We start from the raw sequence: 14,194 nt of genomic DNA, 5'->3' as shown, positions 1-14,194 counted from the left end.
AGAAACGCAGGACAAAAAAATAGGCTCCGCAGAGCCTATTATGATCGCTAAACGGCGATTAACCCAATACGGTCAACAACTGCTGACGAATGGAATCAACACTGCCGATACCGCTAATACGCGTGTACTTGGGCACTTTGGTATTACCCGAAGCAGCCAGGTCTTGATAAAAACCCACCAGAGGTTCGGTTTGATCGTGATAAACGCCCAAACGCTTGCGTACCGTTTCTTCGGTATCATCAGGGCGTTGGATTAGCGGCTCGCCAGTCAAATCATCATGACCTTCTACTTTGGGAGCATTGTGAATAACGTGATAAACGCGACCAGAGGCTTCGTGTACGCGGCGACCGCTCAAACGGGCCACAATTTCTTCGTCCGGAACATGAATTTCAATGACGTGGTCAATGTCTACGCCAGCATCCAACATGGCTTCAGCCTGTGGAATAGTGCGCGGGAAACCGTCAAATAAGAAACCATTCGCACAATCGCTGGACGTAATACGCTCTTTTACCAGAGCAATAATCAGGTCATCCGGTACCAAACCGCCCGATGCCATAATATCTTTCGCTTGCAAGCCAAGAGGCGTACCCGCTTTTACTGCTGCGCGCAGCATATCGCCTGTGGAGATCTGGGGAATACCAAACTTCTCCATAATCAGTTGCGCTTGAGTACCTTTACCCGCACCAGGCGCGCCCAACAATATCACTCTCATCTCGGATTGCTCCTCAGCATTATTTTTTATCGCGACAGCTATTTAGCGCTGTGCACGAATAGCGGCACAAAAGTGCCCGACAAAAGAGGCGTTACGATACACGCCCATGACGGCAATCACAATATGCACTCTGTGTACGTGGCACAGAGACAAAAAGGTGACTGACGAGGGTTAACCATCCACCACCATGATCGACATTGCACGATTAAGAACATCCTCATTTTATTGTTATTTATGGACTTTCATCCTAGAATGATGGCTTATTGCCCTTGCCTTCAGGATAGCCTTATGCCTCCCTCAATCGACCTAGATGAATATGACCGCAAAATTTTGCGCGCCCTCCAGGAAAATGCTGACTACTCTATGGCAGATTTAGGCGCCATGATTGGACTGTCCCATACTCCCTGCTGGCGCCGGTTGAAACGCCTTGAAACCGAGGGAGTCATTCGCGGCAAAGTGACCTTGCTCGACCCAAAACTTTTGAATTTAGGCGTGACGGTACATGCTTATATCACCATCAAAAACCACGATGGCAATTCGCTCGAGGCGTTTGAACAAGCGGTGCAGGTAATTCCGGAAGTGGTCGAGTGTTATTCGACCAGTGGCGAGAAAGATTATGTGTTGCGTGTGGTAGTAGAAAGTGTTGAGCACTATGAGCGGCTGATGAAAGAGACCTTGATCCACTTGCCCAATATCGGCTCTATTAATTCTGCCTTTGCACTGAAACAAGTGAAGTTCACCACCCAGTTGCCTATTTGATTCAGCAACTTTTGACGCTGGCATTGGAAAAAACACACTGCAAAAAACTGCGCACAAACACAGTTTTTTGCAGTGAACAGTTAAACCCGAAATTGTCCCAACAGTTGACGCAATTGAATCGACAATTCGTTTAACCGCTGACTCTCTTCTGCAGTTTTGGATGCGCCCTCAAGCGTATTCATTGCCAACGAATTAATTTGTACCAGATTTTTATCTATCTCGGCAGTTACTGAGCTTTGCTCTTCCGCAGCAGTGGCAATTTGCAGTGTCATATCTGCAATTTCTTTTACTGCAGTACCAATTCCCATTAAGGATTGTCCTGCCTCATTGGCGGAGGTTGCCGCTTCTGCTGTCATTGCAGAGCTACTGCTCATAGCTTCTACCGCGCGTTGAACACCCTGTTGCAATTGCCCCAACATACCTTGAATGTCTGCAGTGGATTGCTGTGTACGACTCGCCAGAGTACGCACCTCATCCGCTACTACTGCAAAACCACGCCCTTGCTCACCGGCACGCGCCGCTTCAATCGCTGCGTTTAATGCCAGTAAGTTAGTCTGCTCGGCAACGCCGCGAATAACATCAATCACCGAAGTCACATTTTTAGCTTCGCCTTCCAGATGCGACATAAAATCAGCGGTTTCATTGATCCGCACAGCCAACTGCTGTACACGTTCGACTGCTATACGAATTCGGTTCTGACCGCTGTCAGTAATGGCTGTTGCCTCGCGGGTATTTTGCGCAGTATTGCCGGTATTGCGTGCAACTTCTTGAATCGCCATGGTCAACTCATTCACTGCCGTGACCACCATGGTAATTGCATGACACTGATCATCGGCCGCACGCTGGCTATTGCTGGACACTTCAAGGAGCGATTCCGCGGTTTTGGAAACCTCACTCGCATTGGCTAATACACTGGCAATAATGCGCTGCAGTTTTTCCATAAAGTGATTTACGTGAGAGGCCAATTGACCCAGCTCGTCATTAGTGTCCACGGGTACACGAATAGTTAAATCGCCATCACCCTCGGCAATATTTTGAATGCGATGACTGATCTGAGTCACTTGATTAGCAACAACTATCGGTAAAAAAAATGCCGCGGCTAAACTCACCAAGGTGCCAAACACCACTGACATCAATAAATGTTGAGTTGAGCTTTCTTGGTCCTGATCAATTTTCTGCGTAAATTGATCTACATGAGCTAAACGCTTTTCTTGCAGCTCATCAATATAGGTGCGCACATGCTCAAAAGCTTCGGATGCTGCACCATATGATTGTTGTTGCGCCGCGAGTCGACCAGCCTCATCGCTTGCCCGTGCACCACGAATAACTTCATCAGCTAATTGTTTCCAGCGATTGTAGCGCCGCGTAAATTCCTCGCGCTCTTGAGAAGTTGCCGTATTGGATAAATCGAGTGATTTGTGGATACGATCATAAGCCTGTTGCGCATTTTCACTTTGCTCTGCAATCAATTCCTCAGCCGAGGTATCAAGCTGGAAGAGTGCGCGCTCAGCGACCAATGCTTGATACAAGTCGCGATCCGCCTGAATAAGCAATTCAATTTCGGGAAGATTTACTTTGGCAATCGTCGCCGCATTCGAGCCCAGTGCTTTACTGGTATCCATGGAATAAAGCCCCATGTAAACCACCAGAATCACCAACAGCAGTAAAGGAAGTCTGATCTTCCAGCGGAGACTGAACCCCTGATACCAAGCAAACATGATAAACCTCTCTTGTTTTTCAACTTCTCTGGAGCGAGACCATTAAAGTTTAGTAACACTTGAGCGATTTGTCGTTTAGTTTGGCGTTTTATTATTTTTATTGTTAAACAATCTATGTATATCAAAAACTCTCATTGATGTATTTGATGTTTAAATAATCATCCAGACCGTATATTGACCCCTCACGCCCCCAGCCCGACTGCTTGATACCACCAAAAGGAGCCATTTCATTCGAGATCAATCCGGTATTAATACCGAGCATTCCTGTCTGTAATTGTTCAGTTAAACGTTGGATACGCTGGTAATCGCGGGTGTAACAATAAGCGGCAAGACCATAAACGCTACAATTAGCTTGCGCTATCACGCCTGCTTCAGTATCAAAAGGAATCAGGGCGGCGACAGGCCCAAAAATTTCTGCCTCTAGCAAGTCGCTATCCACAGAAACATTTGTTAACAGTGTGGGCGGATAAAAATACCCCTTTTCGATATTCACCGGAATTTGACAGGAAACAACAGCGCCCTTGGCGATAGCATCATCCACTAACTGCTGCACTTTTTGGATTGCGGCTGCAGAAATCAATGGTCCAACAGATACCTGTGCATTAACACCATTGCCGACACACAGTTCCTGCATAGCCGCGCTTAATTTTGCACTAAACACATTATAAATAGAGCGCTGCACATAAAAACGATTGGCGCATACGCAGGTTTGCCCAGCGTTACGAAATTTAGCGACCATAGCGCCAGCGACAGCGGCGTCGAGATCTGCATCATCAAATACAATAAACGGTGCGTTGCCCCCCAATTCAAGAGTAATGCGTTTTACATCAGCAGCACACTGCTGAATGAGTAACTTTCCCACGGCGGTTGAACCGGTAAAAGAAATTTTTCGTACCGCTGGATGCCCGGTAAATTCAGCTCCAATAGCGGGTGCATTACTACTAGTCACTATATTGATAACGCCCGCAGGAATACCCGCTTGTTGCGCGAGTTGCGCGAGTGCCAAAGCGGAAAGCGGCGTTTCTGCAGCGGGTTTTGCCACTACCGTACAACCCGCCGCCAATGCCGGTGCAAGTTTGCGTGCGAGCATCGCGTGAGGGAAATTCCACGGTGTAATTGTTGCCACTACACCAACAGGCTGCTTGAGTACTGAAATACGTTGGTTGCTTCTGGATGGTGGGATGATATCGCCATTAATACGTTTGGCCTGCTCGGCAAACCACTCAATATAACTTGCACCATACGCAATTTCCGCCATGGACTCCGCTATGGGCTTGCCTTGTTCGGCAGTAAGAATCTGTGCAAGATCAGCTTGATTTTCCATCACCAGATCAAACCAGCGGCGCAATAAAATACTGCGTTCTTTCGCCGTTTTTTGCGCCCACACTGGCTGGGCAATTGCCGCAGACTCGATGGCATGTTGCGCATCCAATGAACTCAAGTCCGCTACTTGCGCAATCAACTCACCGGTTGCCGGATTATTCACGGCAAATGTTTTTTGCGATACGGCAGAGTACCAATCACCATTAATAAATGCCTGGGTTCGCACTAGCGCCGGATGCATTAAAGGAATCATGAGTTATCCGTATTGTCCTGGGATTTAGGGCGTTTTTTAGCGGCGGGTTTTACGCCTATCTTGCGCGCCTGATTGCCCTCCACTTCCGCAACTGTCCAGAGCATGCCGCTCCACTCAGCGTTATCGCCAACCACTAATTTATCGCCCACCAAAAAAGTAATCAGCTCGCTCAAAGTTTTGTGCTGCTCATAACCTTTCATGTCCAACGCATAAAGCATGGCTAAATCGCGCAACTCCGCATCGCCCTGAATAATAAAATCGCCAAAAAAGGTTAAATCCAAATTGCGCTTGGGCGCTTGGCTAAATAATTTACCCAGTGCAGGCAAATCAGAGTCGTGGCCAATGACACACAATACATCGCCAGCCATTAAGCGAGTGCTGCCGGTGGGGTGAAGTAATTCATGATCGCGAAATAAGGCCGCAATGCGGGTGTTATCCGGCATATGCAATTCGCGCAACGCGGCACCAATACACCACTTCTCTGCACCTAATTTATAGATGAACAACTCCCACTGACTCGTTACATGAATTTCCAGCCCCGCACGCGACATAGGTGACGGCACCGAAGGCACCACCACCCTTGCTTTACGCGCAGCAAAACCCAGTGTTGTTCCCTGTACTAGCAGTGAAACTAAAACGATAAAGAAGGCAACGTTAAAAAATAATTGTGCGTTGGGCAAACCGGCCATCAAGGGGAAAACCGCCAAAATAACCGGCACCGCACCGCGCAAACCAACCCAGGAAATAAACGTGCGCTCACGCCACTGGAAACCGCGAAATGGCAAGAGGCCAATCAAAATGGACAGGGGCCGCGCAAACAAAATCATCCACAGCGATAACAACAAGGCAGGCACTGCAATAGGTAATAAATCGCTGGGGGTAAGCAATAAACCGAGCACCAGGAACATGCCTATTTGACTAAGCCAGGCCAGGCCATCAAACATATGCAAAATGCCATGGCGATTGCGAATGGGGCGATTTCCCAACAACAGGCCGCAGACATAGACAGTGAGAATCCCGCTGCCACCCAAGGCGCTGGAGATTGCATAAAGCATAATGCCGCCACTTACGGCTAACAGTGGATACAAACCACCGGCAATCGACAACCGGTTGATCAACTGTAACAACAGCCACCCTCCAGCCACACCAAGCACAATACCCAACCCAAATTGCTGCACTAAATTAACCAGAACCGACCAACTAAAGCTGGTTTCTCCCGCCGCCAGCATTGCAATCAAGGTAACCGTTAGAAACATCGCCATAGGGTCATTGCTACCGGATTCAATTTCCAGTGTTGAACCAACCCGCTCATTCAAACCCTTGCCGTTTAACAAATTAAACACGACAGCGGCATCGGTAGAGCCAACGATGGCTCCAATTAACAAACCTTCTAACAGCGACAAATCAAATAACCAGGCCGCCGCCAACCCGGTCAGCCCCGCAGTAATAACCACCCCAACCGTCGCTAAAGACAATGCCGGCCATAGCGCAACGCGGAAAGTCGCCGCGCGAGTGCGCATACCGCCATCCAGTAAAATAATGGCCAACGCCAGGTTACTCACGAGATAGGCGACTGAATAATCGTTGAACACAATACCGCCGGGGCCATCAACACCGGCCACCATACCCACCGCCAGAAAAATCACCAGAATTGGTACACCAACCCGTGTCGAGATAGAACTCAGCAGAATACTCGCCGCAACGAGCAGTGCACCAATAAGCAAGATGTTGTTGATAGATATGGCGTCCAAATAACAAGCCCTTTTCCAGGAAATTCAATAAAAACAAGCACTAAGTGAAACCGATTGTAACCTGACGATGCCAGATACTGTCAAAAGAAAGCGCATTGGCCAGTGATATACCCATGTTTTTTACACTGGATTAATGCCTCATATTTGCGCAACCCTCCCCCCAAAATGCAGCTATAATTCGCGCCATTACTTTCACTGATTAAGTTGTCCTTCATGCTCAATAAAGATGCTCTTCAACAACTCTCGCAATTAAAGTCCACGATTGTCGCCGCCAAAGACGTTGCCCAAGGGATTGTTCGCACTACCACCAAGCGTTTTGGTTTTTTAATTCTAGACGATGGACGCGAGGCTTTTATCGACCCCGAGCAGATGATGCGCGTGCTGCCCGATGATCGGGTCGAAGCAGAGATCAACACCAACAGCAAAGGCCAATTTGAAGCAAAACTCACTCAACTGATCAAACCGGGACTGGGTGAGTTTGTAGGCAAGTATGTCAACAAGGGTTCTACCGATTTTGTCGAACCTGACGTGCCTAACTTTAATCGCTGGTTGTTTATTCCCCCGCAAGAGCGCAAGGGCTACAAAGTTGGCGATTTAATTCACTGCACCATTGCGCGCCACCCGTTCAACAGCGAAGGCAAAACCCAGGTACATATACTGAATCGGATTGGCACCCTCGATGAACCGGGGGTAGAGAGCCGTTATACCATCGCAAAATTCCATATGCCGTTTGAATGGCAAGCACCCGCGCAAAGTCAGGCGGGCGGCATTAATTGGTCTCCCTTGACCTTTGACAATGGCGAGCTGGACTTAAGCCACCTGCCCTTTGTCACTATCGATTCTGAAAACACCCGCGATATGGATGATGCAATATATATCACCACTGTGGACAGCGGTTGGGAATTGATTACGGCAATTGCCGACCCAAGCAAACACATTGATTTCGGCAGCCCACTGGAATTAGCGGCGCGCGCGCGCGCCAGCACCCATTATTTGCTTGGCCAAACCGTAACTATGTTGCCGGTCGATCTGTCACACGATACCTACTCACTGGTGCCGGAACAAAAACGCCCTGCATTGATTTGCCGTATGCAAATTGCACAGGATGGCAGCATTACACAATTTGAATTTGCTGAAGCACTCATCCGCTCACAATCCAAATTGAGCTATCAAGGTGTTTATGATGCGCTCACCGCTGAAGTATCTACCCTTGGCGCACCAGCACATATTCACGACATGCTGGTCGAACTTAAAGCGTTTGCACAAGCACGCGCACAATATCGCCAACTCAATGCGTTGGTGATGGAAGATCGCCCCGATTACGCATTCATTTTGAACGATGTGAAAAAAATCGATCACATTGAAAAACGCGAGCGCAATATTGCGCACCGCATGATCGAAGAGGCCATGTTGGTTACCAACATCTGTGCCGGGGAATTATTTTTGCAGCACCCTGGCTGCGGCATTTTTTCCAGCCATGTGGGTTTTCGCCCTGAACGCCTCAACGATGCACTTTCATTAATTCAAGAAGACCGCCCCGATCTGATACCGGGTGATTTAACGCAACTGGAAAATTTCACCACATTATTTCGCGAATTGCGCCTGAACGCTGACAACAATCCCGTCAATAATCGCCTGCACTCATTATTACAACGCATGCTGCAAGCTGGCTCACTCACCTTTGAACCGGTAGGGCATTTTGGTTTGGGCTTTAACGCTTATGCGATGGTTACTTCACCGATTCGCCGCTACAACGACTTATTCAATCATCTGGCGATTAAACGTATTTTGCGCGGCTTGCCGGCGTTGGAATTAAACGATAAAAAACAGTTTGCCGAACAATTGCAAAATCAATTAAACAACGGACGCCAAGCCTGCCGCTATGTAGAAAGCTGGCTCGGCTGCCAATACGCCAACCAACATGTCGGTAGCGTGCACAGCGGAAGTATTGCACTGGTAAATTCGTTCGGTATAGGTATTAAACTGGATGACTGGGGCCTGGATGGTTACGCCCTACTGGCACCCAAAGATGGCGAGATTAAAGCGCAATTTGATTCACGTCGTTTAAGTCTAACCATTGAAGGCAATACTTACCGTTTGGACGACAAAGTGAACGTGTTAATCCACAGTGTTGATATCGATAAACGTAAAATCAATCTGGAATTAATCAGCGAAGAAACTGCCTCACGCTTAAGCGCTTGGCTGTAATAAATCACAGGAACGGAAACCGGATAAGAGCGATCTGGTCATGGCAAAAAAATATTGGTTATTCAAAGCGGAGCCGCATATTTACGGCATTGATCATCTTGCGGCTGCGCCCGAAAAAATCGGCCGCTGGGATGGTATTCGCAACTACCAGGCGCGTAACTTTTTACGCGACCAGGTGGCGCTGAATGATGAAGTGTTTATTTATCACAGCAGCTGTAAAAACGTCGGCATAGTCGGCACCGCAAAAGTTGTAAAAACCGCCTACCCTGATCCCACCCAATTTAATCCCGAAAGCGATTATTACGATCCAAAATCTACGGCAGAAAATCCACGCTGGGTTTCGGTTGATATTCAACTTACCAAAATATTTCCACGTTTAATCACACTGGCAGAAATCAAAGCGCAGTCCGCATTGGAAAATATGGTGTTGGTAAAACAGAGCCGACTGTCGACGCAACCGGTCACAGCCGACGAATGGAAATTTATTCACACATTATTAAAATAACATAGGTTGGAAGAGCGCAGCGACTTCCGACATTATTGCGAATCTATTCTGTCGGAAGGCGCTGCGCTTTTCCAACCTACACAATTATTTTATTCATCCGCCATACGATCCTGAGCTTTGCTCACACCGGTTTCCGGCTCATCCATTTCATCAACGGGATCGGGCCCGGCATCATCGCCATCTTCTTCATCCTCAAGCAATCCATCGTTCAGCTGGCTCTCTTCAATAAGAATGGCTTCAGGTGTTTGAATACCAATGTGATAGGCGGCAAAACCAGGCAGTACAACCTGATCCAGCGCCATACCAATAATTCTACCGTTGTAAGGCGATTTGATCGTGGTACGTGCGTTGGTGATTGGATCGGTAACTGTGCCTAAAACATCGTCTTCACGCACACGCTGACCGAGTGTCGCCTTGCTGAATAAAATTCCACTTTGATTAGCACGCACCCACGCGGAGCGATAATAAACTGGGGCAATACGCGTCCAGCGTTTTTGCTTGCCATACATCCCCATTTTAGCGAGCAGAGTATTAATTGCCGCCACACCTTCATCGACCACCCGGCTTTGAATGGCCATCGGCTCGCCAGCCTCTAACGTCACCGCAGGAATGCCAGCGCGCACCGCAGCAGCACGCAATGAATTCGGATTGCCGCGACCATTTAATACTGCAATAGCACCAAAACTTTGCGCCAACTTTGCAACATTTTCATCACCCAGATCAGCGCGCAATTGGGGCAAATTAGTACGATGGAATGAGCCGGTGTGAATATCTACCAATGCATCGCAATGCATAATAATGTTGCTAAAAAAAGAATGCGCTAAACGCGATGCGGAGCTGCCATGAGTATTGCCAGGAAAATAGCGGTTCCAGTCGCGGCGATCTGGTAAATAGCGGGAGTTGCGGCGAAAGCCCATAATGTTAGCTACAGGCACACCAATAATCGTGCCGGTTAAATTAGCTGGCTCTATGCTGTAAATCACCCGGCGAATCATTTCGATTCCATTTAATTCATCGCCATGCACAGCGCCGGTTAGGCAAAGTGTTTTGCCGGGCGTAGCGCCGTTCACTACCAGAATCGGTGTTTCCTCACTGAAACCACCCACAGCGGTTTCTGAATTCCAAGTCAAACGCACCGAACTATTGGGTTTTACTTCGCGCCCCAAAATAAATTTGGAAAGAGACAAGGGTTCTGCAGTGGCTTCATTGATAACCTCTGCAGCCGGGTCAATTGCAGCTGAACCCTCATTATTTGCAGTGGCAAGATCGGAAGTGGGAACCATAGCAGCACTTGCAGTAGCAACGGCAATTGAAGATGCAGTCTCCGATGCAACCGACGAGACAACAGCACTTGCAGAACTCGGCTGAGGAGCAGTAGACGATTGCGCGGAAGAGACAGCACTTAGTGAAGATACTTCAGCAACCGATGATGCAGATTGTTTTTTTTCAGCGACGTTTACCGCAAGAGTGGCAGGCCCAGCAACCGCAGTGGAAATCTCAACGGATGGCGCAACACTCGGCTCAACTGCTGTCGTTTGAACTGTTGCTTCTGTAGTGTCAGTTTGTTGCGTGGCAATGGCTGGATTAATCTCTGCCACAACTGTTTCGGGAGTTTGCGCACCAAGTTGCAGTGGAATTGCGGCAACAACCATCAACACCGAACAACAAAATAGTGAAAAATGTCGGGGCTTTACTTTCAGTGTTTGTGGCATAACCGGGCGCCTCATCATTCATAAAAAAACAGGCACGTCCCTGTGCGATTTAAAACTCCTTCAATCGTTATTCCCATTCAATAGTCGCGGGCGGTTTGCTCGATACATCGTAACAAACGCGTGACACACCGGAGATCTCATTGATAATGCGACCGGAAACTTTTTCCAACAAGTCGTAAGGCAAGTGCGCCCAGCGCGCTGTCATAAAATCGACGGTTTCCACCGCACGCAGTGAAATTACCCACTCGTAACGACGACCATCACCCACCACCCCCACCGATTTTACCGGCAAGAAAACCGCAAACGCCTGTGAGGTTTTGTGATACCAACCAGAGGCGTGCAACTCTTCCAAAAAGATCGCATCCGCTTCACGCAGGATATCGGCATATTCTTTTTTCACTTCACCGAGGATGCGCACACCCAAACCCGGGCCGGGGAATGGATGACGGTAGACCATGTCGTAGGGCAAACCCAATTCCAAACCAATTGCACGCACTTCGTCTTTGAATAATTCGCGCAGGGGCTCAACTAATTTAAAAGCCATATCGTCCGGTAAACCGCCCACATTGTGGTGCGATTTAATCACGTGCGCTTTACCCGTTTTAGCCGCAGCCGATTCAATCACATCGGGATAAATCGTGCCTTGCGCCAGCCACTTCACATCTTTTAGTTTGGTGGCTTCGGCATCAAACACATCAATAAAAGTGCCACCGATAATTTTGCGTTTTTTCTCAGGGTCATTTTCGCCTTTCAATTTATTTAAAAATTGATCTTGGGCATCCGCACGGATAACCGTTACGCCCATATTTTTGGCGAACATATCCATCACTTGGTCGCCTTCGTTTTTGCGCAGCAAACCGTTGTCCACAAAAACGCAGGTTAATTGCGAACCAATGGCTTTGTGCAATAACGCTGCTACGACAGATGAATCCACACCGCCGGAAAGGCCAAGTAATACTTTGTCGCTGCCAACTTGTTCGCGCACTTTTTTCAGCGCATCTTCAACGATATTGGCTGGAGTCCACAGCGGTTCGCAGGCGCAAGCTTGCAATACAAAATGTTCAAATATGCGCTTGCCTTGCAAGGTATGAGTCACTTCCGGATGGAACTGCACGCCGTAGAATTTTTTCGCTTCGTTGTACATACCAGCGATCGGGCAGGATGGCGTGGATGCCATCAAGCTGAAGCCTTCCGGCATCTTGGTAACTTTGTCGCCGTGACTCATCCATACATCAAGCAGTGCACTGCCGTCGTGATCAACATGGTCTTTGATATCCTTCAGCAGTGAAGATTCACCATTCACTTTAATTTGCGCATAGCCAAATTCACGGATATTGGAACCTTCAACCAAACCACCCATTTGCATGGCCATGGTTTGCATGCCATAACAAATACCAAATACCGGTACACCTAAATTAAATACCACTTCTGGCGCGCGCGGCGAGCCGGCTTCAGTGGTGGATTCAGGGCTGCCCGCCAAAATAATACCCTTGGGGTTATAAGCGCGAATTTCTTCTTCGCTCATATCCCAAGCACGAATTTCAGAGAAGACACCAATTTCACGCACACGGCGTGCAATCAACTGGGTGTATTGCGAACCAAAATCGAGGATAAGAATTCGCTGTGCGTGGATATCGTGAGACATATTGATTCCTGCTCAATAAGAAAAATAACAACAAAAAAGAATTCGGCTTAAATGAAAAACTCGGGCATAACCCGAGTTTTTGCGATAGCACTGAAGCGAGGTAAATTAACGACCGCTAATCGGATAATTAGGCGCTTCTTTAGTAATTTGAACGTCGTGTACGTGGCTCTCGCCCATACCGGCAGCAGTCACCCGCACAAATTCGGGCTTGGTACGCATAGTACCCAAGTCAGCACAACCGGTGTAACCCATCGCTGAGCGCAAACCGCCCATCAACTGGTGCACGATTGCCGCCAAAGGCCCTTTGTATGCCACACGACCCTCAATACCTTCGGGAACCAACTTTTCTGCACCTGCACTGGCATCCTGGAAGTAGCGGTCACTGGAGCCTTGGGTTTGCGCCATAGCTCCCAAGGAGCCCATACCACGGTAAGCTTTGTAAGTACGGCCTTGGAACAACTCCACTTCGCCCGGCGCCTCTTCAGTACCGGCAAACATGGAGCCCATCATTACTGCATGGGCACCGGCAACCACGGCTTTGGCAATGTCGCCGGAGTAGCGAATACCACCATCGGCAATGGCAGGTACGCCAGTCCCTTCAAGTGCGGCAACTACATTGGCGATGGCCGAAATTTGCGGCACACCAACACCGCTTACGATACGGGTAGTACAAATCGAACCTGGGCCGATACCCACTTTCACTGCATCCGCACCCGCTTCAACCAACGCCAATGCCGCTGCGCCAGTGGCGATATTACCGCCAATCACTTGCACTTCCGGGTATTTGCTTTTGATTGAACGCACGCGATCCAATACATTTTTGGAATGGCCGTGGGCGGTATCTACCACCAGTACGTCCACACCTGCTTCTACGAGCGCTGCAACACGCTCGTCGGTATCGCGGCTGGTGCCTACACTCGCACCAACACGCAAACGACCTTCAGGGTCTTTGCAAGCGGTAGGGTATTTTTCGGCTTTGTTCATGTCTTTAACGGTAATCAAGCCAGTCAGCTCAAAGTTATCGTTAACGACCAATACTTTTTCGATGCGATGTTTGTGCAACAGGTTGCGCACTTCTTCGGCGGTAAAGCCTTCTTTAACGGTAACCAATTGCTCTTTGGGCGTCATGATGCTGGATACGCTGGCATCCAAATTGGTTTCAAAACGCACGTCGCGACCGGTGACTATGCCCACCAAATCGCCGTTATGCAGCACGGGAACACCGGAAATATTGTTTTTGCGAGTCAGCGCGATCAAGTCGCGGATAGTGGCAGCGGAATCGATAGTGATAGGATCTTTCACCACACCGGCTTCGAATTTCTTCACCGCGCGCACTTCAGCCGCTTGAGCTTCAATGGACATGTTCTTGTGGATAATACCAATGCCACCTTCCTGCGCCATGGCAATCGCCAAGCGGGATTCAGTCACGGTATCCATGGCGGCGGAGATGAGGGGAATATTTAATTGAATCTTGCGAGTCAACTGAGTCTTCAGGGAGACATCTTTCGGAGTGACATCCGAATAACCTGGCACCAATAATACGTCATCAAAGGTGAGGGCTTCTTCAGCAATTCGCAACATAGCAACCAACCTCAAGCAGATAAAAAA

Annotated in this window: 10 protein-coding genes; 3 read left to right on the top strand and 7 right to left on the bottom strand. The window is 48.5% G+C overall.

All coding sequences use genetic code 11. The features are described from left to right. Positions 1-58: 58 nt before the first annotated feature. On the bottom strand, positions 59-712 hold the full coding sequence (adk, locus tag O59_RS05545; RefSeq protein WP_040391583.1) for an adenylate kinase: 654 nt from the start codon (positions 710-712) through the stop codon (positions 59-61). A 288-nt stretch (positions 713-1,000) separates the two neighbouring features. On the opposite strand from adk, the gene O59_RS05540 reads away from it, so the two are divergent. Then, the gene (locus tag O59_RS05540; RefSeq protein ID WP_007640411.1) at positions 1,001-1,471 is read left to right on the top strand and encodes an Lrp/AsnC family transcriptional regulator; all 471 of its coding nucleotides are present in this window, start codon (positions 1,001-1,003) and stop codon (positions 1,469-1,471) included. 80 nt (positions 1,472-1,551) lie between these two features. On the opposite strand, the gene O59_RS05535 is transcribed toward O59_RS05540, so the two are convergent. The 3 genes from O59_RS05535 to O59_RS05525 form a co-directional block, all read right to left on the bottom strand. Next, positions 1,552-3,189, bottom strand: a complete 1,638-nt coding sequence (locus tag O59_RS05535; protein ID WP_007640410.1) for a methyl-accepting chemotaxis protein — start codon at positions 3,187-3,189, stop codon at positions 1,552-1,554. 121 nt (positions 3,190-3,310) lie between these two features. Next, a complete protein-coding gene (locus O59_RS05530) occupies positions 3,311-4,765 on the bottom strand; it encodes an NAD-dependent succinate-semialdehyde dehydrogenase (protein ID WP_007640408.1) in 1,455 nt (484 codons plus the stop codon). Beyond that, entirely contained in the window at positions 4,762-6,516 is a 1,755-nt protein-coding gene (locus O59_RS05525; protein WP_040391582.1) for a potassium/proton antiporter, read from the bottom strand. Before O59_RS05525 ends, O59_RS05530 begins: the two co-directional genes overlap by 4 nt. 213 nt (positions 6,517-6,729) lie before the next feature. On the opposite strand from O59_RS05525, the gene O59_RS05520 reads away from it, so the two are divergent. Continuing rightward, positions 6,730-8,724, top strand: coding sequence for a VacB/RNase II family 3'-5' exoribonuclease (locus O59_RS05520; protein WP_007640405.1), 1,995 nt, complete (start codon positions 6,730-6,732; stop codon positions 8,722-8,724). Between the two features lie 40 nt (positions 8,725-8,764). Continuing rightward, complete coding sequence (locus O59_RS05515) at positions 8,765-9,229, top strand: EVE domain-containing protein (protein ID WP_007640403.1); 465 nt, start codon at positions 8,765-8,767, stop codon at positions 9,227-9,229. Positions 9,230-9,318: 89 nt separating this feature from the next. On the opposite strand, the gene O59_RS05510 is transcribed toward O59_RS05515, so the two are convergent. From O59_RS05510 to guaB, 3 genes are all read right to left on the bottom strand, one after another. Then, complete coding sequence (locus tag O59_RS05510) at positions 9,319-10,941, bottom strand: succinylglutamate desuccinylase/aspartoacylase family protein (RefSeq protein ID WP_007640401.1); 1,623 nt, start codon at positions 10,939-10,941, stop codon at positions 9,319-9,321. A gap of 67 nt (positions 10,942-11,008) precedes the next feature. Beyond that, positions 11,009-12,586, bottom strand: coding sequence for a glutamine-hydrolyzing GMP synthase (guaA, locus tag O59_RS05505; protein WP_007640399.1), 1,578 nt, complete (start codon positions 12,584-12,586; stop codon positions 11,009-11,011). Positions 12,587-12,691: 105 nt separating this feature from the next. Further along, entirely contained in the window at positions 12,692-14,167 is a 1,476-nt protein-coding gene (guaB, locus tag O59_RS05500; protein ID WP_007640397.1) for an IMP dehydrogenase, read from the bottom strand. Positions 14,168-14,194: the final 27 nt, after the last annotated feature.

Source organism: Cellvibrio sp. BR (assembly GCF_000263355.1).
In the GTDB taxonomy this organism is placed as follows: domain Bacteria; phylum Pseudomonadota; class Gammaproteobacteria; order Pseudomonadales; family Cellvibrionaceae; genus Cellvibrio.
This window is presented reverse-complemented; position numbering and strand designations above follow the sequence as displayed.

What these genes read in the sequence shown, in the direction of transcription:
- adk (WP_040391583.1), bottom strand. Translation starts at nt 712, where the DNA reads ATGAGAGTGATATTGTTGGGCGCGCCTGGTGCGGGTAAAGGTACTCAA.
- O59_RS05540 (WP_007640411.1), top strand. Translation starts at nt 1,001, where the DNA reads ATGCCTCCCTCAATCGACCTAGATGAATATGACCGCAAAATTTTGCGC.
- O59_RS05535 (WP_007640410.1), bottom strand. Translation starts at nt 3,189, where the DNA reads ATGTTTGCTTGGTATCAGGGGTTCAGTCTCCGCTGGAAGATCAGACTT.
- O59_RS05530 (WP_007640408.1), bottom strand. Translation starts at nt 4,765, where the DNA reads ATGATTCCTTTAATGCATCCGGCGCTAGTGCGAACCCAGGCATTTATT.
- O59_RS05520 (WP_007640405.1), top strand. Translation starts at nt 6,730, where the DNA reads ATGCTCAATAAAGATGCTCTTCAACAACTCTCGCAATTAAAGTCCACG.
- O59_RS05515 (WP_007640403.1), top strand. Translation starts at nt 8,765, where the DNA reads ATGGCAAAAAAATATTGGTTATTCAAAGCGGAGCCGCATATTTACGGC.
- O59_RS05510 (WP_007640401.1), bottom strand. Translation starts at nt 10,941, where the DNA reads ATGCCACAAACACTGAAAGTAAAGCCCCGACATTTTTCACTATTTTGT.
- guaA (WP_007640399.1), bottom strand. Translation starts at nt 12,586, where the DNA reads ATGTCTCACGATATCCACGCACAGCGAATTCTTATCCTCGATTTTGGT.
- guaB (WP_007640397.1), bottom strand. Translation starts at nt 14,167, where the DNA reads ATGTTGCGAATTGCTGAAGAAGCCCTCACCTTTGATGACGTATTATTG.